We start from the raw sequence: 23,760 nt of genomic DNA on the forward strand, positions 1-23,760 counted from the left end.
CCGGAATTCTTTTCGGGGTGATGAAACCTGCCCGGTGCACGGTCGTGGTTCGAAACGGGGATGGGGGTCCTACCGTGCGAAAAGTGCTGATCGCCAATCGCGGCGAGATCGCGGTGCGCGTTGCCCGCGCGTGCCGGGACGAAGGACTGGAATGCGTGGCGGTGTACGCCGATCCCGACCGGGACGCACCGCACGTGCGCCTGGCCGACGAGGCGTTCGCGCTGGGCGGCGACACACCGGCGACGAGCTACCTCGACATCGACAAGGTGCTGGCCGCCGCACGGGAGTCCGGCGCGGACGCCGTGCACCCCGGTTACGGCTTCCTGTCCGAGCACGCCGGGTTCGCCCAGGCCGTCCTGGACGCCGGGTTGACCTGGATCGGGCCGTCGCCGGACGCGATCCGCGCGCTCGGCGACAAGGTGCAGGCCCGGCGCATCGCCCGCGAGGTGGGCGCGCCGCTGGTCGCGGGCAAGCCGGCGCCGGTCGCCGGGCCCGAGGAAGCGGTCGCGTTCGCCGACGAGCACGGGCTGCCGATCGCGATCAAGGCGGCGTTCGGCGGTGGCGGCCGCGGCCTGAAGGTGGCCCGGACCCGTGAGGAGATCCCCGAGCTGTTCGAGTCGGCGGTGCGCGAGGCCACCGCCGCGTTCGGGCGCGGCGAGTGCTTCGTGGAGCGCTACCTGGACCGGCCGCGGCACGTGGAGACGCAGTGCCTGGCCGACCGGCACGGCACCGTCGTGGTCGTCTCCACGCGGGACTGCTCGTTGCAGCGCCGCCACCAGAAGCTGGTCGAGGAGGCGCCCGCGCCGTTCCTCACCGACGCGCAGAACGCCGAGCTGTACCGGGCGTCCAAGGCGATCCTGGCGCACGTCGGGTACGTCGGCGCGGGCACGTGCGAGTTCCTGGTCGCCCGGGACGGCGCGATCTCGTTCCTGGAGGTCAACACCAGGCTCCAGGTCGAGCACCCGGTGACGGAGGAGGTCACGGGCGTCGACCTGGTGCGGGAGATGTTCCGGGTGGCCCGCGGCGAGCGGCTGGACGACGTGGACCCCGTGCCGCGCGGGCACTCCCTGGAGTTCCGGCTCAACAGCGAGGACCCCGGTCGGGGCTTCCTGCCCGCGCCGGGCACGGTGACGCGGTTCGCGCCGCCCTCCGGGCCGGGCGTGCGGCTGGACTCCGGCGTGGAGAGCGGCACGGTCGTGCGGCCCGCGTGGGACTCGTTGCTGGCCAAGCTGGTCGTCACCGGCGCGACCCGCGGGCAGGCGCTGCGCCGGGCGGCCCGCGCGCTGGCCGAGTTCCAGGTCGACGGCGTGCCGACCACGCTGCCGTTCCACCGCGCGGTGGTGGACGACCCGGCGTTCGCGGGTGAGCCGTTCGCGGTGCACACCCGGTGGATCGAGACCGAGTTCGACAACCGCGTGCCGCCGTACGAGGGCGAGCCGCACGACGAGCCGGCCGCCGCACCGCGCGAGACGGTCGTGGTCGAGGTCGGCCGCCGCCGCCTTGAGGTGTCGCTGCCGTCGCTCACGCGCGGACCCGTCGCCACGGCGGTCCGCAAACCGCGTGCGGCGGTGCGCAAGGCCGCCGCGACGGGCGACGAGCTGGTGTCGCCCATGCAGGGCACCACCGTGAAGGTCGCCGTCGAGGAGGGCCAGCGGGTCGGCGCGGGCGACCTGGTCCTGGTCGTCGAGGCGATGAAGATGGAGCAACCGCTGCTCGCCCACCGGGCCGGGGTCGTCCGCGGCCTCACCGCGAAGCCGGGCGACGCGATCGCCGCCGGCGCCGTCGTCTGCCGGCTCTCCGAATGAAGCCTTCCACCCCCGGGGAGGGGACTGTGTACGCATCGGTCGTTGTCGTGGGCGCGGGACCCGCGGGTCTCATGCTGGCCGGCGAGCTGCGGTTGGCGGGCGTCGACGTGGTCGTGCTCGAACGGCTGCCCGAGCGCACCGGCGAGTCGCGGGGCATCGGGTTCACCATCCGCACGATGGAGGTGTTCGACCAGCGCGGCCTGCTGCCGCGGTTCGGCGGGATCCAGACGGGCACGTTCGGGCACTTCGGCGGCATACCGCTGGACCTCGGCGTGCTCGGCGCGGCGCGTGAGTCGGCGAAGACCGTGCCGCAGCACCGCACCGAGGCCGTGCTGGAGAGCTGGGTGCGCCAACTGGGCGCGGACGTCCGGCGCGGCGTCGAGTTCGTCGGGTTCGAGGAGGACGCGGACGGCGTCACGGTGCACGTCGCCGGCACCTCGGAGACCGTGCGCGCCCGCTACCTCGTCGGGTGCGACGGCGGTCGCAGCACGGTGCGCAAGCTGGCCGGGTTCGACTTCCCCGGCACGGACGCCACCACCGAACTGCTGATGGCCGACCTGCGCGGCATCGACATCGAGCCGCGGATGATCGGCGAGCAGGTGCCCGGCGGCATGGTGATGACCGCGCGCCTGCCCGACGGGACCACGAGGGTCATCGTGGGCGAGCGCGGCACCCCGCCCCGGCGCCGCAGCGGACCGCCGGCGTTCGCCGAGGTCGCGGAGGTCTGGAAACGGCTCACCGACACCGACATCTCGCAGGCCGAGCCGGTCTGGGTGAGCGCGTTCGGCGACGCGGCCCGCCAGGTCACCGAGTACCGCCGCGGCCGGGTGCTGCTCGCCGGCGACGCCGCCCACGTGCACCTGCCGGCCGGCGGCCAGGGCATGAACACCGGTGTCCAGGACGCGGTGAACCTGGGCTGGAAGCTGGCCGCCGTCGTCAACGGCACGGCGCCGCCGTCCCTGCTGGACACCTACCACGCCGAACGGCACGAGGTCGGTCGCCAACTGCTGGTGAACACCCGCGCGCAGAGCACGTTCATCCTCGGCGGCGCGGAGGTCGCGCCGCTGCGGGAGGTGTTCACCGAGCTGCTGCGCCACCCGGAGGTGGAACGGCACCTCGCGGCCCGGGTGAGCGGCCTGGACATCCGCTACGACGTCGGCGGCGGCGAGAACCCGTTGCTGGGCCTGCGGTTGCCCCACCTCGACCTGACCCGCGGCCACCACCGCACGAGCGGCGCGGAGCTGCTGCGCGCCGGCCGCGGCGTCCTGCTCGACCTCGCGGACAACGCCGTCCTGCGCCGACGGGCGGCTCCCTGGGCCGACCGGATCGACGTCGTCACCGCGACCGCGGCCGACGACCTCCCCGGCGGGACCACGGCGGTCCTCGTCCGGCCCGACGGCCACGTGGCCTGGGCCGCGCCGGGCACTCACCACGACCTGCCGACGGCCCTGGACCGCTGGTTCGGGCCGGCCGGCTGACGCAGGAGGAAACCGATGCACAGCACCTTGATCGTGGCACGGATGGACCCGGGATCCGCGGGCGACGTCGCCGCGCTGTTCCGCGAGTTCGACCGGAGCGACATGCCGGGCCGCATGGGCACCCGCCGGCGCCAGCTCTTCCACTACCGCGGCCTGTACTTCCACCTCCAGGACTTCGACGACGACCACGGCGGCGAGCGCATCGAGGACGCCAAGGGCGACCCGCGCTTCGTCCGGATCAGCGACGACCTGAAGCCGTTCATCGAGGCCTACGACCCGAAGACGTGGCGCTCGCCCGCGGACGCGATGGCGAGCCGGTTCTACCACTGGAGCACACCGTGACCAACCGTCGAGTGGTGATCACGGGGGTCGGCGTCACCGCCCCCGGCACACCGGGCGTGAAGAACTTCTGGGACCTGCTCACCGCGGGCCGCACCGCCACCCGCCGCATCTCCTTCTTCGACCCGTCGCCGTTCCGCTCGCAGGTGGCGGCGGAGGTCGACTTCGACGCCGAGCTGCACGGCCTCGGGCCGCAGGAGGTCCGGCGCATGGACCGGGCCGCGCAGTTCGCCGTCGTCACCGCCCGCCAGGCCGTGGAGGACAGCGGGCTGGAGTTCTCCTCGGTCGACCCCGGCCGGGTCGGCGTGACCATCGGCAGCGCGGTCGGCGCGACGATGGGCTTGGACGAGGAGTACCGCACGGTCAGCGACGGCGGCCGGCTGGAGCTGGTCGACCACCGCTACGCCGTGCCGCACCTGTACAACTACCTCGCGCCCAGCTCGTTCGCGACGGAGGTCGCCTGGGCGGTCGGCGCGGAGGGGCCGAGCACGGTCGTCTCGACCGGCTGCACGTCGGGCCTGGACGCGATCGGCTACGCCACCGACGTGATCCGCGAGGGTTCGGCGGACGTGATGGTCGCGGGCGCCACCGACGCGCCGATCTCGCCGATCACCGTGGCCTGCTTCGACGCCATCAAGGCCACCACGCCGCGCAACGACGACCCGGAGCACGCCTCGCGGCCGTTCGACGCGAGCCGCAACGGGTTCGTGCTCGGCGAGGGCGCGGCGGTGTTCGTGCTGGAGGAGCTGGAGAGCGCCCGCGCCCGCGGCGCGACGGTGTACGCCGAGGTCGCCGGGTACGCGACCCGGTCCAACGCGTTCCACATGACCGGCCTCAAGCCCGACGGCCGGGAGATGGCAGAGGCGATCCGGGTCGCCATGGCCCAGGCGCGGGTCAACCCCGAGGACATCGACTACGTCAACGCGCACGGCTCGGGCACCAGGCAGAACGACCGGCACGAGACGGCGGCGTTCAAGCGCAGCCTGGGCGAGCAGGCCTACCGCGTGCCGGTCAGCTCGATCAAGTCCATGGTCGGCCACTCGCTGGGCGCGATCGGCTCGATCGAGGTCGCCGCCTCGGTGCTGGCCATGCGGCACGACGTGGTGCCGCCGACGGCGAACCTGCACGACCCGGACCCGGAGTGCGACCTGGACTACGTGCCGCTGGTGGCCCGGGACTGGCGGACCGACGCGGTGCTGTCCGTCGGCAGCGGCTTCGGCGGCTTCCAGAGCGCCGTGGTGCTGACCGACCCGGGGCGGGTGCGGCCGTGAGCGTCGTCGTGACGGGCCTCGGCGTGGCCGCGCCGACCGGGCTCGGCGTGGACGCCTACTGGGCCAACACCCTGGCCGGCGTCGGCGCGCTGGACCGGGTCTCCCGGTTCGACCCGTCGAGCTACCCGGCCCGGCTCGCGGGCGAGATCCGCGACTTCGTCGCCGAGGAGCACCTGCCGGGCAGGCTGCTGCCGCAGACCGACCGGATGACCAGGCTCGCGCTGGTGGCGGCCGACTGGGCGTTCGCCGACGCGCGCCTCGTGCCGTCCGAGCTGGCCGACTACGACATCGGCGTGATCACCGCGAGCCACTCCGGCGGCTTCGAGTTCGGCCAGAACGAGCTGCGGGCGTTGTGGAGCAAGGGCGGCCAGTACGTCAGCGCCTACCAGTCGTTCGCCTGGTTCTACGCGGTGAACAGCGGCCAGATCTCCATCCGCAACGGGCTGCGCGGCCCGAGCAGCGTGGTGGTGAGCGACCAGGCGGGTGGCCTGGACGCGGTGGCGCAGGCCCGCCGCCAGATCCGCAACGGCACGTCGGTGGTGCTGGCGGGCGCGGTGGACGCGTCGATCTGCCCGTGGGGCTGGGTCGCGCAGCTGACCAGCGGCCGGCTCAGCGAGCACGACGACCCGCGGCGCGCCTACCTGCCGTTCGACGAGGACGCCGCCGGGCACGTGCCGGGCGAGGGCGGCGCGCTGCTGGTGCTGGAGGACCAGCAGCACGCCACCGCGCGCGGCGCGCACGTCTACGGCGAGATCGCCGGCCACGCGTCCACGATGGACCCGCCGCCGGGCAGCGACCGCGCGCCGACGTTGCAGAAGGCGATCCAACGCGCGCTGGCCGACGCCGGCGCCGTGGCCGACGAGATCGGCGTGGTGTTCGCCGACGCCGCCGCCGTGCCCGAGCTGGACCGGGCCGAGGCGGAGGCCGTCACCAAGGTCTTCGGCCCGCGCGGCGTGCCCGTGACCGCGCCGAAGACCGGGACGGGCCGGCTGTACTCCGGCGCCGCGCCGCTGGACCTGGCCGCCGCACTGCTCTCGCTGCGCGACGGCGTGATACCGCCGACGGTCAACACCCGCCCGGCCGAGCGCTACGAGCTGGACCTGGTGACCGGCGCGCCGCGCCGCGCGGACCTGAAGGCCGCGCTGGTGATCGCGCGCGGGCACGGCGGGTTCAACTCCGCGGTGGTCGTCCGCGCGCCCGAACAGACCTGAGACTGCCGAGAGGAACCACCATGTCCGTCAAGTTCACCATCGACGACCTCAAGCGCATCCTCCGCGAGGGCGCCGGCACGGACGAGGCCGTCGACCTCGACGGCGACATCGCCGAGAGCGACTTCGAGGAGCTGGGCTACGAGTCGCTGGCGCTGCTGGAGACCGGCGGCCGCATCGAACGCGAGTACGGCATCTCCCTCGACGAAGACGCGCTGGCCGACGCCCGCACGCCCGCCGCCCTGGTCGACCTCGTCAACTCCCACCTCGCCGCCCAAGCGGTCTGAGCACGAAGGAAAACCCATGACCGAGAACGGAAAGGTCGCGCTGGTCACCGGCGCGACGAGCGGCATCGGCCTGGCGACCGCGCGGCTGCTCGCCGAGCAGGGCCACCGGGTCTTCCTGTGCGCCCGCGGCGAGGAAGCGCTGCTGCGCACCGTCAAGGACCTCCAGGACGAGGGCCTCGACGTGGACGGCACGACCGGCGACGTGCGGGAAAAAGCCGACATCCGCCACGTCGTGCGGGCCGCCGTCGACCGCTACGGCCCGATCGACGTGCTGGTGAACAACGCGGGCCGCAGCGGCGGCGGCGTGACCGCCGACATCGAGGACGACCTGTGGCTCGACGTCATCGCGACCAACCTCACCAGCGTCTTCCTGGTCACCCGCGAAGTGCTCAACACCGGTGGCATGCGCGGCAAGGACCGCGGCCGGATCATCAACATCGCCTCCACCGCGGGCAAGCAGGGCGTGGTGCTCGGCGCGCCGTACTCGGCGTCCAAGCACGGCGTCGTCGGCTTCACCAAGGCGCTGGGCAACGAGCTCGCGCCGACCGGCATCACGGTCAACGCCGTCTGCCCCGGCTACGTGGAAACGCCGATGGCGCAACGGGTCCGGCAGGGCTACGCGGCGGCGTACAGCACCACCGAGGAGGCGATCATGGAGAAGTTCACCGCCAAGATCCCGCTCGGCCGGTACTCCACGCCCGAGGAGGTGGCGGGCCTCGTCGGCTACCTGGCCTCCGACACGGCCGCCTCGATCACCGCGCAGGCGCTCAACGTCTGCGGCGGCCTGGGCAACTTCTGAGCAGCACCGACCGAGTCAGCACCGATCGAGGAGGACACCCATGACCGGCTTCCCGGTCCGCGAGGTCGAGCACGAGATCACCGTGCGGGCGCCGGCCGCGGACGTCTACCGCATGCTCGCCGAGGTGGAGAACTGGCCGAGGCTGTTCCCGCCGTCGGTGTACGTGGACTACGTGGAGCGCGAGGGCAACCACGAGCGCATCCGGATCTGGGCCACGGCCAACGGCGAGCCGAAGAACTGGACCTCGCGCCGCGAGCTCGACCCGGACAACCTGCGCATCACGTTCGCCCAGGAGGTCTCGTCGCCGCCCGTCGCGGAGATGAGCGGCACCTGGGTCGTCGAGCCGCTCGGCGAGCAGACGCGGCTGCGCCTGCTGCACACCTACCGCGCGATCGACGACGACCCGGAAGGGCTGGAGTGGATCGACCAGGCGGTCGACCGCAACAGCAAGGCCGAGCTGCCGTCGTTGAAGGCCAACGTCGAGCTGGCCACCCGGACCGCCGAGCTGACGATGTCCTTCGTGGACACCGTCACGATCGACGGCGCGGCCAAGGACGTCTACGACTTCGTCAACGACGCGGGCCGGTGGACCGAGCGCCTGCCGCACGTGGCGTCGGTGACGCTGACCGAGGACACGCCCGGCTTGCAGGTGCTGCGGATGGAGACGCTCACCAAGGACGGCTCCTCGCACACCACCGAGTCGGTCCGGGTCTGCTTCCCGCACCACAAGATCGCCTACAAGCAGACCACCCTGCCCGCGCTGATGACCCTGCACACCGGCTACTGGACGTTCGAGGAGGACGAGAACGGCGTCACCACCGCGTCGTCCCAGCACACCGTGATCATCAACGCGGACAACATCGCCAAGGTCCTCGGACCGGACGCGGGCGTGGCCGAGGCGAGGACGTTCCTCCGGGACGCGCTGGGCAACAACAGCCGGGCGACGCTCGGCCACGCCAAGGCCTACGCGGAAGAGCGGCGCTGACGCGATGGACGCCGACGTCGTCGTGGTGGGGGCGGGCCCGGTCGGGCTGCTGCTCGCGGGCGACCTGTGCGCGAGCGGCGCGCGGGTCACCGTGCTGGAGCGGCTGACCGAGCCCACCACCGAGTCCCGCGCCTCGACCTTGCACGCCCGCACCATGGACGTGCTGGCCGAGCGGGACGTGCTGGCGGCGCTCGGCGGGTTGCCGCCGGGCGGCCCCGGCCACTTCGGCGGCATCCGCCTCGACCTGGCGGCGGCCGACCCGGGCCACCGCTTCGCCGGGCAGTGGAAGTGCCCGCAGGCCGTGCTGGAGCAGGCGCTGGCGGACCGCGCGGTCCGGCTCGGCGCGCGGGTGCTGCGCGGCCGGGAGCTGACCGGCCTGGACGAGCGGGAGGACCACGTCGTCGCGGTGACCGGCGCCGACCGGATCACCGCCGCGTACCTGGTCGGCTGCGACGGCGAGGAGAGCACCGTGCGAGCCCTCGCCGGGTTCGACTTCCCCGGCCGGGACGCCACGCTGGAGATGCTGCGGGCCGACGTCGAGGGCGTCGACATCCCCGACCGCCGGTTCGAGCGGCACCCCAACGGCCTGGCCACCGCCCACCGCTGGCCCGACGGCAGCACCCGCGTCATGGTGCACGTGTTCGGCTCCACGCCCGCGCCGCGATCGGGTCCGCCCACGTTCGCCGAAGTCGTGCGGGCGTGGGCGGCGGTCACCGGCGAGGACATCGGCGGCGGGCGGCCCACGTGGCTCAACGCGTTCGGCAACACCAGCCGGCAGGCCGCGACCTACCGCCGGGGCCGGGTGCTGCTCGCGGGCGACGCCGCCCACCGGCAGATGCCGGTGGGCGGCCAGGCGCTCAACCTGGGTCTCCAGGACGCCGCCGAACTCGGGCAGCGGCTGTCGGCGCGGCTCGCGGGCGGCGACGACGACGGCCCGCTGGAGCACTACGACGCCGTCCGGCACGCCGCGGGCGCCCGGACCCTGACCAACATCCAGGCGCAGGCGCTGCTGCTGCTCGGCGGCCCGGAGGTGGAGCCGCTGCGCGAGGTCTTCGGCGAGCTCATGCGCTTCGACGCCGTGCAGGCGCACCTCGCCGGGATGGTCAGCGGCCTCGGCACGCCGCCCGCACCACAGCACACACCGCAGGAGAGGACCACCATGGGCAAGCTCGAAGGCAAGACCGCGCTGGTCACGGGTGCCAGCCGGGGCATCGGACGGGCCACCGCGCGGCGGCTGGCCGAGGAGGGCGCGCTGGTCGCCGTCCACTACGCGAGCAACGACGAGGCCGCCGCCGAGACCGTGGCGCTCATCGAGAAGGACGGCGGCCGGGCGTTCGCCGTGCGGGCCGAGCTCGGCGTGCCCGGCGACGTGCACGAGCTGTTCCTCGGCCTGGAGCGGGGACTTCGCGAGCGCACCGGCGCCACGACGTTGGACATCGTGGTGAACAACGCGGCGGCGCAGACCGCGGCGGGCCTCGCGCCCGAGGACGTGACGCCGGAGGACTTCGACCGGCTGATGGCGGTCAACGCCAAGGCGCCGTTCTTCATCGTGCAGCGCGCGTCGGCGTCGCTGGCCGACGGCGGTCGGATCATCAACATCTCGTCCGGCGTCACCAGGGTCGCCAACCCCGAGCAGGTGGCGTACTCGATGAGCAAGGGCGCGATCGAGCAGCTGTCGCTGCACATGGCGCGCCACCTCGCGCCGCGCGGCATCACGGTCAACAGCGTCGCGCCGGGCATCACCGACAACGGCAGCCCCGTGTTCGACATCCCGGAGGCCGTCGAGGCGATGTCGCAGCTGTCGGCGTTCAAGCAGGTCGCCAAGGCGGACGACGTCGCGAACGTGGTGGCGTTCCTGGCGACCGAGGACGCGCGCTGGATCACCGGCGCGTTCATCGACACCAGCGGCGGCACCCTGCTGGGTTGAGATCGGGGGGAAGCATGACGACAGTCCGCGAACCGGAGGCGCACGTCGCCCGGATCGACGAGTTGGCCGCTCTGAAGGAGCTGACCAGGGCGGGCGAGGACCCGCGTGCCACCGAACGGCAGCACGCGAAGGGCAAGCTGACCGCGCACGAGCGGATCGAGCTGTTGCTGGACAAGGGCAGCTTCACGGAGGTGGAGCCGCTGCGCAGGCACCGCGCCACCGGGTTCGGCCTGGAGGCCAAGCGCCCGCACGGCGACGGCGTGGTGGCCGGGTGGGGCAGCGTCGACGGCCGGCGGGTGTTCGTGTACGCGCACGACTTCCGCGCGTTCGGCGGCGCGCTGGGCGAGGCGCACGCCCAGAAGATCCACAAGGTGATGGACCTGGCCATCGCGGCGGGCGCGCCGCTGGTGTCGTTGAACGACGGCGCGGGGGCGCGCATCCAGGAGGGCGTGTCCGCGCTCGCGGGCTACGGCGGCATCTTCCAGCGCAACGTGCGCGCGTCCGGCGTGATACCGCAGATCAGCGTGATGCTCGGGCCGTGCGCCGGCGGCGCCGCGTACTCGCCCGCGTTGACCGACTTCGCGTTCATGGTGCGGGGCGTCTCGCAGATGTTCATCACCGGGCCGGACGTGGTCCGCGCGGTGACCGGCGAAGAGATCTCGATGGAGGGGTTGGGCGGCGCGGAGGTGCACGGCGGCACGTCCGGCGTGGCGCACTTCGTCTACGACGACGAGGAGAGCTGCCTGGCCGACGTCCGGCTGCTGCTGTCCATGCTGCCCGCCAACAACCGCGAGCTGCCGCCCGTGGTGCGCGGTGACGACCCGGTGGACCGGCGCGGCGACGCCCTGCTCGACCTGGTGCCCGTGGACGGCGCGCGGTCCTACGACGTGCGCGACGTGATCGAGGAGGTCGTCGACGACGGGCACCACTTCGAGGTGCACGCGCTGTGGGCGCCGAACCTGGTGTGCACCTTCGCCCGGTTGGACGGGCAGCTGGTCGGGATCGTGGCCAGCCAGCCGGCGGTGCTCGCCGGGGTGCTGGACATCCGGGCGAGCGAGAAGGGCGCGCGGTTCGTCCAGTTCTGCGACTCGTTCAACATCCCGTTGCTCACGCTGGTGGACGTGCCCGGCTTCCTGCCGGGGGTCGACCAGGAGCACGACGGCATCATCCGGCGTGGCGCGAAGTTGTTGTACGCGTACTGCAACGCGACCGTGCCGCGGGTGTCGGTGGTGCTGCGGAAGGCGTACGGCGGCGCGTACATCGTGATGGACTCGAGGTCGATCGGCGCGGACGTCTCGTACGCCTGGCCCACCAACGAGATCGCGGTGATGGGCGCGGAGGCGGCGGCGGACGTCGTGTTCCGGCGCGAGATAGCGGCCTCCGCGGATCCCTCGCGCACCAGGCAGGAGAAGATCGACCAGTACCGCGGTGAGCTGGTGCACCCGTTCTACGCGGCCGAGCGCGGCCTGGTGGACGACGTGATCGACCCGCGCCGGACGCGCGAAGTGCTCATTCGCACGTTCGCGATGCTGGAGACCAAAGACGCCGACCTGCCGCGCCGCAAGCACGGCAACCCACCGCAATGACGGCCCGGGACCGGCGGTTGGCGGCGGTGGGCGACCAGGACCCGCGGTCGGCGGTGGCAAGCGATCGCGACCCGCATCCGGTGGTGGGCGGCCGAGGCCCGCGGCCCGAACCGGTGCTGCGCGTGGAGAAGGGCGATCCCGACCCGGTGGAGCTGGCGGCGTTGGCGGCGGTCCTGCGGCTGCGGGCGGCAGCGGCGGCGGTCGTGGAGGAAGAGGTGCCGCGGCGGGCGGCGCGGTGGCGCAGGCCTGAACGCGCCGCGGGCTTCGCGGGCGCGCGCACCTGGCGGAACTGACTCAAGGAGACCGGTATGGACGTCGGCTTTCTCTTCGACCTGCGCAACCCCGCGCAGTGGCAACGGCCCTGGGCGGACCACTACGCGCGCAGCCTGGAGCTGTGCGAGGAGGCCGACCGGCTCGGCGCGAACGGCGTGTGGTTCACCGAGCACCACCTGTTCCCCGACGGCTACCTGCCCCAGCCGCTGACGTTCGCCGCCGCCGCCGCGGCACGCACCCGCAACGTCCGCATCGGCACCGCCGTCACCCTGCCCGCGCTGCGCCACCCCGCGCACCTGGCCGAGGAAGCGGCCGTCGTGGACCTCATCAGCGGCGGGCGGCTGGAACTCGGCATGGGCGCCGGCTACCGCGTGCCCGAGTTCGAGCTGGTCGGCGCGGACCACGGCCGCCGGTTCGCCCGGACCGAGCACGTCATCCGCGAAGTCCAGCGGCTGTGGCGGGAAGGCGGCGTCACACCGCTGCCGGTGCAGGACCCCGTGCCCATGTGGGGCGGCTTCTACGGCCCGCGCGGCGCGCGCATCGCCGGAAGGCTCGGCCTCGGGCTGCTGCACATCTCGCCCGACATCTTCCCGCACTACCGCGACGGGCTGGTCGAAGGCGGCCACGACCCGGCGTCGGCCCGGATGTCCGACCTGCTGCCCGTGCTGCTCGCCGACGACCCGGACGCGGCCTGGGCCCGCGTCGCGCCGCACCTCGCGCACCAGATGAACAGCTACCGGCAGCTCTCCGTCGAGGGCACGGACGCGCCGCCACCGCCGCTGATCGAGCCGAGCCAGTTCCGCGACCGCCGCGAGGACGGCCCGTGGGGCGCGTTGGAGATCATGACCCCCGACGAGGCCGCCGCGCGCATCCTCCAACGGGCCGACGGGCTGCCGGTCGAGCACCTGATCTTCTGGGCCAGCGTCGGCGCGATGCCCGACGACCTGGTGGTCCGGCACCTGGAGCTCGCCAGCCGCGAGCTGGCGCCGCTGCTGGACAAGGCACCCGCCCGTGCGTGAGGGCGTGGAGTGGGACCGCAAGGCGTGGGCGCTGCTGTTCGTCCTCTCCGGCAACATGCTGCTGGACGCCCTCGAGGTCTCCGCGGTGCTCCCGGCGCTGACTCCCCTCAGCGCCGGGTTCGCCGTCACGCCCCTGGACGCGCAGTGGGTGATGAGCGGCTTCGCGCTCGGGTTCGCGCTGCTGCTCGTGCCCGGTCCCCACCTGGCCGCGCGCGTCGGGCGCAAGGAGCTCTACCTGGGCGCGATGCTGGTGTTCGCGGTGGCGTCCGTGGTCGCGGGCCTCACCGACTCGCTCGGCGTGCTCGTCGCGACCCGCCTGGTCAAGGGCTTCTGCGCCGCGCTCACCGCGCCCGCCGGGCTGGCGATCATCGTCTCGGTGTTCGACGGCCCGGCACGGCGGCGCGCCGTCTCGGTCTACTCGCTCTTCGGCGCGGCGGGGTTCACCTCGGGCCTGCTGCTGTCCGGCGTGCTCAGCGCGAACGACTGGCACTGGACGTTCCTGTTCCCGGCGCCGGTCGCGCTGGTGCTGTTCGCCGCCGGGCTGAGGGTGATACCCCGCGCGCCCGCCGCGCCGCCGCCGCCACTCGGCAAAGCCGTCCTGCGCGACGGCTCGCTGCTGCGCGCCGGTTTCGGCGCCGCCGCGCTGAACGGCACGTACATCGGGCTGATGCTGCTGGTCACCACGCAGCTCGCGCACCTCGCGCCGTGGCAGCTCGCCCTCGCCCTGCTGCCCGCCAGCCTGCCGCTGGTCCTCGCCGCGCCCCACGGCGCGCGGCTCGTGCGCCGGTTCGGCACGGCCCGGCTGATCGCGGCCGGCGCGCTGTGCTCGGTGGCGGGCAACGCCCTCTACCTCGCGCGGCCGGACCCGGAGCCGTACGCCACCGCCGTGCTGCCGGTGCTGCTGCTGGTCGAAGCCGGGTTCGTGCTGTCGTTCGTCGCGCTGAACCTCCAGGCCACCGCGACCGTGCCGGCCGACCTACGCGCCGCCGCCGTGCCGGTCTACCAGACGTTCGTGCAGCTCGGCTCGGTCGTGGCGCTGCCGCTGGTCGCGCTGCTGCTCACCACCGGCGGACCCCGTGCGGCGATGGCACTGGTCACCGCGGCAGCGGCGGTCGGCGCCGCCGTCGCCCTCACCGGTCTCCGCACGACCACCACAGGAAAGGTCCCGTCATGACCGCAGAACCGCTCACCCTCCTCGTCGTCGTGGGCAGCGTCCGCGACGGCCGGTTCGGGCCGACCGCCGCGCGGTGGTTCGAGACCGTCGCCCGCACCCACCCCGACTTCCGGGTCGAGCTGCTCGACCTGCTCGACTACCCGCTGCCGCTCGTCCTGCCCGAACCCGGCAAGCAACCGGACGCCGGCACGGCGCGGGTGCGCGACGCGCTGGCGGGCAAGCTCGACGCCGCCGACGCGTTCGTCATCGTCACGCCCGAGTACAACCACGCGCCGCCCGCCGCGCTGAAGAACGCGATCGACTGGTTCAACGCCGAGTGGAACGCCAAGCCGGTCGGGTTCGTGTCCTACGGCGGCGCGGGCGCGGGCCTGCGCGCGGTCGAGCACCTGCGGCACGTGTTCGCCGAGCTGCACGCCACGACCGTCCGCGAGTCCGTCAGCTTCACCAACGTGTGGGACCTCTTCGTCGACGGCGCGCCGCGTGACGCGACGGGCAGCGAGTCGGCGGCGAAGGTGATGCTCGACCGGCTCGCCTGGTGGGGCTCGGCACTGCGCGCGGCGCGGGCCGCGCGCCCGTACTGAAGGGGTAGCACGTGACCACCGTGCACGACCGGCCGTTCCGCTTCGGCGTCGGCCTCTTCACGCCCGTCGAGCGGTCCGAGTGGGTGGCCAGGGCCAGGCTCGCCGAGCGGTTGGGCTACGACGTGGTGCAGGTGTCCGACCACCTCGGGATGCCCGCGCCGCTGCCGACCCTGCTGCTCGCCGCCGAGGCCACCGAGCGCGTCCGCGTCGGGACGCTCGTGCTCAACACGACGTTCTACGAACCGGCCGTGCTCGCCCGCGACGTCGAGACCATCGACCGCTACTCGGGCGGCCGGGTCGAGGTCGGCCTCGGCGCGGGCTACGAGCGCGGCCAGTTCGACGCGGCGGGGTTGCCCTGGACGCCCGCCGCCGAGCGGGTCGCGCACCTGGCGCGCACCGTGGACCGGCTCAAGGAGTCGGCCGGACCGCCCGTCATGGTCGCCGGTCGCGGCGACCGGGTGCTGCGGCTGGCCGCCGAACGCGCCGACGTCATCGCGTTCACCGGCACCACCCGCGTCCGCGACGGCGAAGGGCTCAAGCTGGGCAGCGTCGCGGAGTTGGCCGATCGCGTCGAATTCGTGCACGCGCACCTCGGCGATCGCGTGCACGACGTCGAACTCAACATTCCCGTTCACCGCGTATTGCTGCCCGGCGCGGAACGCGTGATCGCCGACGTGTGGCAGAATGATCTGGACCTCACGGCCGACCAGCTCGTCGAGTTGCCGTCAATCCTGGTCGGCACACCCGAAGAATGCGTGGAGCAACTGCACGAGGCGCGCAAGCGATTCGGCATCTCCTACTTCAGCGTCCTCGAACCCGAGATGATGTCGTTCTCCCGGGTCATCGAGGCGATGCGTTGAGCGCGCATCACACCAGTTCAACGATAAACGAGAGCCAGGGAGCACGGTTTGAAGAGGACATTCGTGATCACGGGCGCCACCGACGGCATCGGCGCGGCCGTGGCGCGGGCGCTGTTCACCCGGGGGGACCACGTCGTCGCGCTCGGCACGAACCCCCGCAAGGGCGAGGCGCTGGCCGGTGAGGCGGAGCGCGCCCCCGGCTCCCTGGAGTTCGTCCGGGCCGACCTGAGCCTGGTGTCGGCCAACCGGCGCGTCGTCGACGAGATCCTGGACGCGAACCCGGCGATCGACGGCCTGGTGCTGTGCGCGCGCTTCTTCCGCACGTACCGGCGTGAGACGGCGGAGGGCTTCGAGGACAACTTCGCCCTGTTCTACCTGAGCAGGCTGCTGTTCAGCTACGGGCTGCGGCCCGCGCTGGAGAAGACCGAGCGGCCGGTGATCGTCAACGTGGCGGGCCCCGGCCACGACACCCCGGTGGCGTGGGACGACCTGCAGAGCACGCGCCGCTACGACGGCGTCAACGCCATGTTCATGACCGGGCGGCTGGACGACCTGCTCGGGGTGACCTTCGCCGAACGGCACGGCGACGGGCCGGTGCGCTACGTCCTGTTCCACCCCGGCACCACGTCGACCGGCTTCGTGGGTGAGTTCGACCCGCAGACCGCGATGTACATCGAGCAGCAGAAGGCGCTGGCGAAACCGGCCACCGCCGTCGTCGCGCCGATCGTGCGGCTGCTGGACAACCCGCCGGCCGAACCGCTCACCGCGTTCAACCTGTACAGCCAGATGAGCGTGCACAACGGGTTGTTCTCGCCGAAGGACGCGGCGCGACTGGCCGCGCTCACCGACGAATTGTTGGCGCGCGTCGAGGGATAACTGCGGAAACGACCCCCGGACGGGTAATCGATGCTCACTCGTCCGGGGGTCGTCGGCGAATGATCGTCACGAGGAGTATTCGTGGATTTGGGGCTGAGCGGGAAACGGGCGCTGGTGACGGGGTCGAGTTCCGGCATCGGCGCGGCGGTGGCCGACGTGCTGGCCGCCGAAGGCGCGGACGTCGTGGTCCACGGGCGCGACCGGGACAAGCTGGAGGTGGTCGCGGAGAAGGTGCGCGGCCACGGCCACCGGGTGGACCTCGCGCTGGGCGACCTGTCGACCGACGCGGGCGCGGCCGAGGTGGTGCGCGCGGCGGGCGCCGGCGGTCCGGTCGACATCCTGGTCAACAACGCGGGCGGCACGGACCTCGTGCCGTGGTTCGACGCGGAGCCGGACCTGTGGGCCGCCGCCTACCAGGTGAACGTGGTGTCCGCGGTGCGGATGATCCGCGCGTTCGTGCCCGCCATGCGGGAACGCGGGTGGGGTCGCGTGGTCCAGGTCGGCGGCGGCCTGGCCACCCAGCCGATCGCGATGCAGCCGCAGTACTCGGCGGCGCTCGCGGCCCGGCACAACCTCGCCGTGTCGCTGGCCCGTGAGCTGAAGGGCACGGGCGTGACGTCGAACGTCGTGTCACCGGGGCCGATCATGGTCGAGTACATGCGCGACTGGCTGGCGCGCGTCGGCCCGGAGCGCGGCTGGGGCACGGAGCTGCCGGAGATCGAACGGCGTGCGGCGGCGGAATGGGTGGCCAACGACGTCGGCCGGTACGGCACGCCCGAGGAGGTGGCCGCGGCCGTCGGCTACCTGGCGAGCCGGCAGGCGGATTACGTGACCGGTTCGGTGCTGCGCGTGGACGGCGGGTTCGTGGCGGCGGTGTCGTGACGTTCCCGGGACGGGTCGGGCGGAGGTCGATCGACGACATGACAGGAGACCGGTGATGGACGGCGCGCAATTCGCGGCGGACGACGGCGCCGCGCCCGTGCTGCCCGCCGCGGCCCGCGGCGACGCGCGGCGGCTGGTGTTCCACCTCGCCGCGGTGAAGTGGTCGATCGGCACGATCCGCGCCGTGGTCGAACTGGGCATTCCGGACCTGCTGGCCGACGGGCCGGGCACGGCGGCGGAGCTGGCCGCGTTGGCGGGCGTGGACGCCTCACGCCTGCGCCGGGTGCTCGCCGCCGCCGCGACGGCGGGCGTGCTGGCCGAGGACGGCGCGGGCCGGTTCTCGCTCACCCCGGCCTCCGACGGCCTGCGCACCGGCGGGCCCGGCGGTTTCCGGGACGTGCTGCTCTTCCTCACCGACCCGATGATGTGGCGGCCCTACGAGGACGTGGCGCACGCGGTGCGGACCGGTGAACCGACGTTCGACCACCTGTTCGGCGAGCCGTTCTACCAGCACCTGCGCGGTGATCCGGCCGCCTCGGACCTGTTCGACCGGGCCATGGTGCGCAACGACGGCCCCGAGACCTACGAGCTGTTCGACGACCTGCGCTCGCACCGGTACCGCCGGATCGCCGACGTCGGCGGCGGTCGGGGCAGCTTCCTGGCCGAGCTGCTGCGCCGCCACCCCGGCGTGACGGGCGCGGTGTGCGACCACCCGCTCGCGATCGCCGGCGCGGCCGAGGAATTCGCGCGCTGCGGCGTGGCGGACCGGGCGGAGGCGATCGCGACCGATTTCTTCGAGAAGGTGCCGCGGGGGTTCGACGCTTATCTGGTCAAGCGCTCGCTGCAGAATTGGGACGACCTCGACGCGGTGCGGGTCCTGGCCAGGGTCAGAGAGGCCATCGGGGACGATCGTGACGCTCGGTTGTGGATTGTGAACCACCTTCTCACCCGATCAGGTGTACCTGACCTCGGTAAGCTGTCGGATATTGAGATGATGACTATTCTGGGTGGTCGGGAAAGGGGTTGGGGGGACTGGACCCGCCTGGGGGCTGAAGCGGGTTTCGCACCGGTCGGAGAACCGGGTGCCGGGCGCGTCACGTTGTTGACGTTCCGCCCGATCTGAGCGCACAGGTCTGAGCACGCATCGGCCCGCAGCGTCGCGGACCGCGAATCCCACGGCTGGGGCGGGGGAGCGCTGTCGACCGCGGCGGTCACGGGTGGCGAGGCCACCGACCGGCGGTCGCCGCGGCGCGCTCACACCCCCCGTGGAGCACGCTTCCCCTCGGTGGCGCCGCCGCACGCCGACGGGATCGCAGAGGCGAAACGTCAACGCCGTGCCCGTCGCCGTGGCGCGCGGGCACGCGGATCTTGGGGGTGTGTGTGGAGCACGACGTCGATCGGTCCACCGGCACGGGTCGTCGCGTCCCGGTGGAGTGGCGGCTGCCCGAGAACGTCGGCCCCGACGGGCTGTCCCTGGAGGGGGTGCGGCGGACCAGGGCCGAGCTGGTGGAGCGCGGGCGGTGGGGTGAGGCCGACCAGGTGGTGCGGGAGGTGATCGACCTGCTCGCCACCGGTCCGGCCGGGGTGCGCGGTCCCCAGCTGGGCGGCTTGGTGTACGTGCCGGGCGGACCGGCGCCGGACGACGCGCACTGCGCCGGGCTGGACGCGGCGGGCGTGCCGGAGGAGCAGCGGCTCGCCGCGCGGGCCGTGCAGCTGGCGAACCGGGGCGTGGACCGGGTCGGGACGGTCGCCACCGCCAAGCAGCTGCTCGCGCTGCCCGGCGGGCGCGAGACGGGCGCGTTCTGGTGCGGGATCCTCGTGCTGGCCTACGCCGACGAGCTGGACACCGCGTTGGACCTCAGCGTCCGCGCGATGCGCAGCCCGGACGTCATCGACTTCGGCGAGGCGCGTGGCGTGGTGGCGCTGCTGGTGGCCCGGCTGATGTGGCTGGGCGGCGATCCCGGCGGCGCGGCCAAGGTGCTCGCCGGGTCGCTGCGGCGCGACGTGTGCCGGCAGATCCGCAGCGTGGCCGTGGCGTGGCTGGTGTCGGCGCTGGTCGACCTCGGCGAGCTGAACCGCGCGCACGACCTGCTGCTGGAGCACGGGTTCAGCGGCCCGCTGGCCGGCGTGCAGGACCGCGCCGAGCTGTTCATGGCGCGGGGCGCGCTGCGGTTCGCGCTCGGGCAGTACGACCGGGCGTTGGAGGACTTCCTGGACTGCGGTCGCGACCTGACGGCGTGGGGCGTGACGAACCCGGCGGTGGCGCCGTGGCGGTCGCGGGCGGCGGTGTGCGCGAACGCGATCGGCCGCACCGACCTGGCGCAGGCGTTGGTGTCGAAGGAGATGGCGGCGGCCCGCCGCTGGCGCACCCCGCGTTCGGTCGGCCTGGCCTCGCACGCCGCGGCGTTGATCGCGGGAGGCGAACCCGCGTCCCTGCGCGAGGTGGTCGCGGTCCTGGACGGCACGGACGCGGTCGGCGACTCGCTGCACGCCCGTTACGACCTCGCCCTGGCGTTGGGCACGCGCGAGCTGCACGGCGAGGCGCGCAAGACGTTGGAAGCGGTGCGGGACACCGCCCGCCGCCGGGGTTACGCGATGTGGTCCGCGCGGGCGGAGGAGGCGTTGGCCAGGATGACCGCCCTGAACCGCGCCGGCGGGCTCACCAGGCAGGAGCGCAAGATCGGCGAACTGGCCCGGACCGGCCGCAGCAACCGGCAGATCGCCGAGGAGCAGTACCTGACCGTGCGCACGGTCGAGTTCCACCTGTCCCGCGTCTACCGGAAGCTGGGGCTGGCCGGCCGTCGTGACCTCAAGGCCATCCTCACCCCGCTGTCCTGAGCCGACCTGGGCGTCAGGCCGCCGGATGCCCCGGTGGGAATCCCATGGTGAGCACCGAGTCGACCGGCCGGCGCCGGGACGGCACGGCCGGGCCGGTGGTGCGGGTCAAGCGCGAGAGCGGGGCCACCGGCCCGTCCGGTTTCGGGGCCACCCGGTGGAAACGGGTGCGCAAGTCGTGCAGCTCGGCGGTCTCGGCGGCGTCGAGGATCGTCGCCGCCGGGCCGGCCGGCAGGTCGAACAGGTAGACCGCGGTGGTCATCGGGTGCGGCCCGAGGCCGAGTCGCTCGGCACGCAGCCGGGTCCGCTGCATCGCGCGGCCACCGGCGAGCCGGCTCTCCGGGGTGTCCTCGCGGACCGACAGCGGTGCCACGGCGGACGCGCCGGCCACCGCGTCCCGCGCGGCTTCGGCGAGGCGGGCGCCACCGCCGAGCTGCCGGAGCCGGGCGGCGACCTCCGGTCGGGCGACGAGCCGGAGGACCTCCTCGGCCCCGGCCGGCAACGCCGGCGTGGCGGCGGGCGCCTCCCGCCCCAGGGCCAGGTCGGCCGCGCCGATCCCGGAGTACACCTCGTGCAGGCCGCGCTGGTAGGTCCGCCACGCGGCGGCGTCCCGGCCGGGGTCGGCGGTGCGGAGCTCGACGGCGTCCGCGGGGTGCTCGGGCACTCGGCCGGCGGCCATGATCGTCGTGGGTCCTCTCGTCGGGGCTGGTGTCACCAGAGTGCGTGCCGCGACGCGTGTACCCGGCCGACGAGGCGTGAACCTGCCGTCCTCCCGACTGTCTGACACCGACATTTCGGGTCGTGCCAGGGGGAACAGTAGCGGAGGGCGACAGGCCGCTCCCGCCATGTGGGCGTCGTGGACAGCGCTTCCGTTGTGCCCCAATGCTCTCGTGCATGAACAGAGTCTTCGTCTTGGTGCTCGCCGGGATCTTCGCGGTGGTGGGCGCGGCTCCGGCCGCCGGGTCGCCGCAGCACCGGGTGGACGTGGTGGCCGAGTGGTTCGACGTGACCGCGGCGACGGTCGCGGCGGCCGGCGCGTCCGCCCAGTCGACCAACAGCCGGACGTGGGCGATCGGCTGGCTCGCCGCCGCACGTGCCGCGCACGACGTCCCGGCCGCGCACCGCACCCGTGCCGACGCGGCCGTGGCCTCGGCGCTGCACACCGCGCTGGTGGCGCTGGCTCCCACCCGCCGGGCGGAGTTGGACGCCGCGTTGCGCACGACGCTGGACCGCCTCACGCCCGGTGGGCAGCGCGACCTCGGCGTCGCCGACGGCATCGAGGAGGCGCGTGACCTCCTGGCCGAGCGCCAGGGTGACGGCCTCGCCCCGGCTTCGGTCAACGCGCCGTTCGAGCTGCCTTCGCCGGCACCGGGCGTATGGCAGCCGACGCCTCCGTCGCTCACGCCGCCGCAGCAAGCAGGCAACCGCCTGGCGCGGCCGTTCGTGCTGGCCCGCGCCGACCAGTTCCGCCTGCCGCCGCCGCCCGCCCTCGACTCGCCACGCGACCGGATCGACCTGGCGGAGGTGCGTGCTTACGGTGCCGTGAACAGCACGGTGCGCACCGCGTCCCAGACCGCGACCGCGCAGTTCTGGCTCCAGAGCTCCGCGGCCGGCTACACCCAACCGCTGCGCGCGGCCGTCACCCAGCTCGGCGGACCGCCCGCCCGCCGGGCCGCGCTGGTGGCGGCGTTCCACGTGATCCTGGTGGACACCCAGATCGCGACCTCGGACACGAAGTACGCGTACCTGCGCTGGCGGCCGATCACCGCCATCCGGGCCACGGTCGATCCACAGTGGACTCCGCTGCACGACACGCCCGCGCACCCGGACTACCCCAGCGGCCACAACACCTACGCCGGGGCGGCCGAGGTCGTGCTGACCGCGTTCACCGGTCCCTCCGCGCGGCGGCCGTTCACCGCCACCAGTCCCACCGCGCCGGGCGTGACGCGGACCTACCAGCGGTGGGCCGACCTCACGAAGGACAACGTGGACGCACGGGTCTGGTCCGGCATCCACACGCGTTCGGCGGACGAGGCCGGAGTCGTCCTCGGCCGGCGGGTCGCCGAGCACGGCCTGTCCCGCTTCGCCTCGCTCCTGGGCTGAGCGTCGGACGCTCGACCCAGCGCCGACCGGCCCCCGGTGTCGGGTGTTCACCGGACACCGGGGGCCGGTCCTGCGCTCGTACGCTCCTGCCCGTCGCGGCTTCCCTGCCGCGGCTGGTTCTCCGCGGTGGACGGGACACCGCGGGAAAGGGGCATCGCATGGGGGCACGAGGTAGGCGTTACGGGGCGTCCGGGCTGGCCGCCGCGGTGCTGGGGGCGGCGGTGATCATGTCCGCCGCTCCGGCATCCGCGGCACTGGCGGCGTTGTGCACCACGACGTCCGAGGTCGTGAGGTCGGGTCGCACGATCATGGTGCCGACGGTCAAGGGCAGCACCACGTGCACCATCGGTCGCGAGTACGCGGCGAACACCTCGGTGGTGTCCCGATTCCAGTCGATGATGCGCCGGTGCTACCCGGACCTCGACCTGGCGTCGCCCTACTCGGACGAGAAGGTGGGGGACCTGGCCGACGACGGCAGCTTCGGGCCGCGCACCGAAGCCGCGTTGAAGGCCATCCAGAGGCACATCGGCACGGCCGCCGACGGCATCTGCGGCCCGAACACCAGGGACCGCATGAAGTTCCCGAAGCCGGCTACCGACACGTGCTACCAGTACTGATCGAGACCTGTCGAGAGCTTGGCGCGGAGGACTCAGTCGAAGTAGTAGGCGCAGTGCAGCGACAGCGCGGTCACGGCCACGTAACGGTGCTGTGCCAGCAAAGCCGTCTTCACCGCCGCGTGGTCGAGTGGCTGCTCGTCGTGCAGCAGGGTCGGGGAGTCGCGCACCAGCGCGTCCGCCCCGTCCGGCTCGTGGGCGGGCAGCGGCTGTCCGGCTTCCAGCCAGCGCTGGCGCAGGGTCCAGTCGTTGCTCGACCCGCTGCACGTCGAACCGCGCTGTTCGTCGTCACGCGGGTCGAGGTACCCGAGACCGGGCAGGTTGCTCGCGTCGTAGGTGCGCGGGCCCTCGGGCCTGCCCCGGTACCTCGCGTAGTAGTCGATCGACATGTGGACGTCCGACTCGCTGCCCGACCAGCCCGCCCCGGTGGCCAGACCGTCGAACCGCCGGATCTCCTCGGCGAGGTCCCCGTCGAAACCCGCGTACCACACGAGGACGGTCGAGCAGCTCACATGACCGTCGTCGGGCCCGAACACCTGCGACATGTGCCGATGACCGGCCACACCGCACGATTGGTCCAGCGAGTGCTCCGGCCACCCGTGCCACGGCACCAACGCCCGCAACGCCGCGACCCGCGCACGGCCCGACTCCGCCGCCGCGACCCGGTCCGCCGAGGCCTGCGGCCCCTTCGCCACCCGCTCGTAGTCCGCCTCCGAACGACCGCCGCACCCGGCCGCGATCAAGGTGACCAGTCCGACCACCGCGATCGATCTCCGCACATCCCCCATGGGGTCCAGGGTGGCATCGAAGGCCTCGCGCCGGCCACCGGAACGGCGGCGACCGGGTCGGTGCCGGTCG

General features: G+C 73.4%; 23 protein-coding genes. 21 read left to right on the plus strand and 2 right to left on the minus strand.

Features of this window, described 5'->3' with window-relative positions; translation table 11 throughout:
- Positions 1 to 20: 20 nt before the first annotated feature.
- From LNK82_RS18765 to LNK82_RS47765, 19 genes are all read left to right on the plus strand, one after another.
- Complete coding sequence (locus LNK82_RS18765; RefSeq protein ID WP_230568299.1) at positions 21 to 1,805, plus strand: acetyl/propionyl/methylcrotonyl-CoA carboxylase subunit alpha; 1,785 nt, start codon at positions 21 to 23, stop codon at positions 1,803 to 1,805.
- Between the two features lie 26 nt (positions 1,806 to 1,831).
- On the plus strand, positions 1,832 to 3,283 hold the full coding sequence (locus tag LNK82_RS18770) for an FAD-dependent monooxygenase (RefSeq protein WP_230568300.1): 1,452 nt from the start codon (positions 1,832 to 1,834) through the stop codon (positions 3,281 to 3,283).
- 15 nt (positions 3,284 to 3,298) lie between these two features.
- The gene (locus tag LNK82_RS18775) at positions 3,299 to 3,625 is read left to right on the plus strand and encodes a TcmI family type II polyketide cyclase (protein WP_230568301.1); all 327 of its coding nucleotides are present in this window, start codon (positions 3,299 to 3,301) and stop codon (positions 3,623 to 3,625) included.
- The gene (locus tag LNK82_RS18780) at positions 3,622 to 4,893 is read left to right on the plus strand and encodes a beta-ketoacyl-[acyl-carrier-protein] synthase family protein (RefSeq protein ID WP_230568302.1); all 1,272 of its coding nucleotides are present in this window, start codon (positions 3,622 to 3,624) and stop codon (positions 4,891 to 4,893) included. The genes LNK82_RS18775 and LNK82_RS18780 overlap by 4 nt, the downstream gene beginning before the upstream one ends.
- Positions 4,890 to 6,104, plus strand: a complete 1,215-nt coding sequence (locus tag LNK82_RS18785; RefSeq protein WP_230568303.1) for a ketosynthase chain-length factor — start codon at positions 4,890 to 4,892, stop codon at positions 6,102 to 6,104. The genes LNK82_RS18780 and LNK82_RS18785 overlap by 4 nt, the downstream gene beginning before the upstream one ends.
- Positions 6,105 to 6,124: 20 nt before the next feature.
- Positions 6,125 to 6,388 (plus strand): acyl carrier protein, encoded by a 264-nt coding sequence (locus LNK82_RS18790; RefSeq protein ID WP_230568304.1) that lies wholly within the window; start codon positions 6,125 to 6,127, stop codon positions 6,386 to 6,388.
- A gap of 16 nt (positions 6,389 to 6,404) precedes the next feature.
- Positions 6,405 to 7,187: a 3-oxoacyl-ACP reductase FabG gene (gene fabG / locus LNK82_RS18795; protein WP_230568305.1), complete on the plus strand. Its 783-nt coding sequence runs from the start codon at positions 6,405 to 6,407 to the stop codon at positions 7,185 to 7,187.
- A gap of 40 nt (positions 7,188 to 7,227) precedes the next feature.
- On the plus strand, positions 7,228 to 8,172 hold the full coding sequence (locus LNK82_RS18800; RefSeq protein ID WP_230568306.1) for an aromatase/cyclase: 945 nt from the start codon (positions 7,228 to 7,230) through the stop codon (positions 8,170 to 8,172).
- Positions 8,173 to 8,176: 4 nt separating this feature from the next.
- Positions 8,177 to 10,099: an SDR family oxidoreductase gene (locus LNK82_RS47760; RefSeq protein ID WP_308257237.1), complete on the plus strand. Its 1,923-nt coding sequence runs from the start codon at positions 8,177 to 8,179 to the stop codon at positions 10,097 to 10,099.
- Between the two features lie 14 nt (positions 10,100 to 10,113).
- Positions 10,114 to 11,685 carry an acyl-CoA carboxylase subunit beta gene (locus LNK82_RS18815; protein ID WP_230568307.1) on the plus strand — a complete coding sequence of 524 codons (1,572 nt, stop codon included), beginning with the start codon at positions 10,114 to 10,116 and terminating at the stop codon, positions 11,683 to 11,685.
- Positions 11,682 to 11,978: an acyl-CoA carboxylase epsilon subunit gene (locus LNK82_RS18820; protein ID WP_230568308.1), complete on the plus strand. Its 297-nt coding sequence runs from the start codon at positions 11,682 to 11,684 to the stop codon at positions 11,976 to 11,978. The genes LNK82_RS18815 and LNK82_RS18820 overlap by 4 nt, the downstream gene beginning before the upstream one ends.
- Before the next feature lie 15 nt (positions 11,979 to 11,993).
- Positions 11,994 to 12,977: an LLM class flavin-dependent oxidoreductase gene (locus LNK82_RS18825; protein WP_230568309.1), complete on the plus strand. Its 984-nt coding sequence runs from the start codon at positions 11,994 to 11,996 to the stop codon at positions 12,975 to 12,977.
- The gene (locus LNK82_RS18830) at positions 12,970 to 14,151 is read left to right on the plus strand and encodes an MFS transporter (RefSeq protein ID WP_230568310.1); all 1,182 of its coding nucleotides are present in this window, start codon (positions 12,970 to 12,972) and stop codon (positions 14,149 to 14,151) included. Before LNK82_RS18825 ends, LNK82_RS18830 begins: the two co-directional genes overlap by 8 nt.
- On the plus strand, positions 14,148 to 14,732 hold the full coding sequence (locus tag LNK82_RS18835) for an NADPH-dependent FMN reductase (protein ID WP_230568311.1): 585 nt from the start codon (positions 14,148 to 14,150) through the stop codon (positions 14,730 to 14,732). The genes LNK82_RS18830 and LNK82_RS18835 overlap by 4 nt, the downstream gene beginning before the upstream one ends.
- An 11-nt stretch (positions 14,733 to 14,743) precedes the next feature.
- Complete coding sequence (locus LNK82_RS18840; RefSeq protein WP_230568312.1) at positions 14,744 to 15,592, plus strand: TIGR03621 family F420-dependent LLM class oxidoreductase; 849 nt, start codon at positions 14,744 to 14,746, stop codon at positions 15,590 to 15,592.
- Positions 15,593 to 15,640: 48 nt separating this feature from the next.
- Positions 15,641 to 16,468, plus strand: a complete 828-nt coding sequence (locus LNK82_RS18845; RefSeq protein ID WP_230568313.1) for an SDR family NAD(P)-dependent oxidoreductase — start codon at positions 15,641 to 15,643, stop codon at positions 16,466 to 16,468.
- Positions 16,469 to 16,549: 81 nt separating this feature from the next.
- Positions 16,550 to 17,350, plus strand: a complete 801-nt coding sequence (locus tag LNK82_RS18850; RefSeq protein WP_230568314.1) for an SDR family NAD(P)-dependent oxidoreductase — start codon at positions 16,550 to 16,552, stop codon at positions 17,348 to 17,350.
- Between the two features lie 55 nt (positions 17,351 to 17,405).
- Positions 17,406 to 18,473: a methyltransferase gene (locus tag LNK82_RS18855; protein WP_230568315.1), complete on the plus strand. Its 1,068-nt coding sequence runs from the start codon at positions 17,406 to 17,408 to the stop codon at positions 18,471 to 18,473.
- Positions 18,474 to 18,730: 257 nt separating this feature from the next.
- Positions 18,731 to 20,188: a helix-turn-helix domain-containing protein gene (locus tag LNK82_RS47765; protein ID WP_230568316.1), complete on the plus strand. Its 1,458-nt coding sequence runs from the start codon at positions 18,731 to 18,733 to the stop codon at positions 20,186 to 20,188.
- 13 nt (positions 20,189 to 20,201) lie between these two features.
- On the opposite strand, the gene LNK82_RS18865 is transcribed toward LNK82_RS47765, so the two are convergent.
- On the minus strand, positions 20,202 to 20,864 hold the full coding sequence (locus LNK82_RS18865) for a hypothetical protein (protein ID WP_230568317.1): 663 nt from the start codon (positions 20,862 to 20,864) through the stop codon (positions 20,202 to 20,204).
- Positions 20,865 to 21,079: 215 nt separating this feature from the next.
- Between LNK82_RS18865 and LNK82_RS18870 the strand changes: the two genes are divergently transcribed.
- Both LNK82_RS18870 and LNK82_RS47770 read left to right on the plus strand, forming a co-directional pair.
- Positions 21,080 to 22,288, plus strand: coding sequence for a vanadium-dependent haloperoxidase (locus tag LNK82_RS18870; protein WP_230568318.1), 1,209 nt, complete (start codon positions 21,080 to 21,082; stop codon positions 22,286 to 22,288).
- 158 nt (positions 22,289 to 22,446) lie between these two features.
- The gene (locus tag LNK82_RS47770; protein ID WP_308257238.1) at positions 22,447 to 22,905 is read left to right on the plus strand and encodes a peptidoglycan-binding domain-containing protein; all 459 of its coding nucleotides are present in this window, start codon (positions 22,447 to 22,449) and stop codon (positions 22,903 to 22,905) included.
- Between the two features lie 32 nt (positions 22,906 to 22,937).
- Here LNK82_RS47770 and LNK82_RS18880 read toward each other — a convergent pair whose 3' ends face one another.
- Positions 22,938 to 23,690 (minus strand): hypothetical protein, encoded by a 753-nt coding sequence (locus LNK82_RS18880; RefSeq protein ID WP_230568319.1) that lies wholly within the window; start codon positions 23,688 to 23,690, stop codon positions 22,938 to 22,940.
- Between the last annotated feature and the right edge of the window lie 70 nt (positions 23,691 to 23,760).

This window comes from Saccharothrix luteola, from assembly GCF_020859565.1.
Lineage (GTDB): Bacteria > Actinomycetota > Actinomycetes > Mycobacteriales > Pseudonocardiaceae > Actinosynnema > Actinosynnema luteola.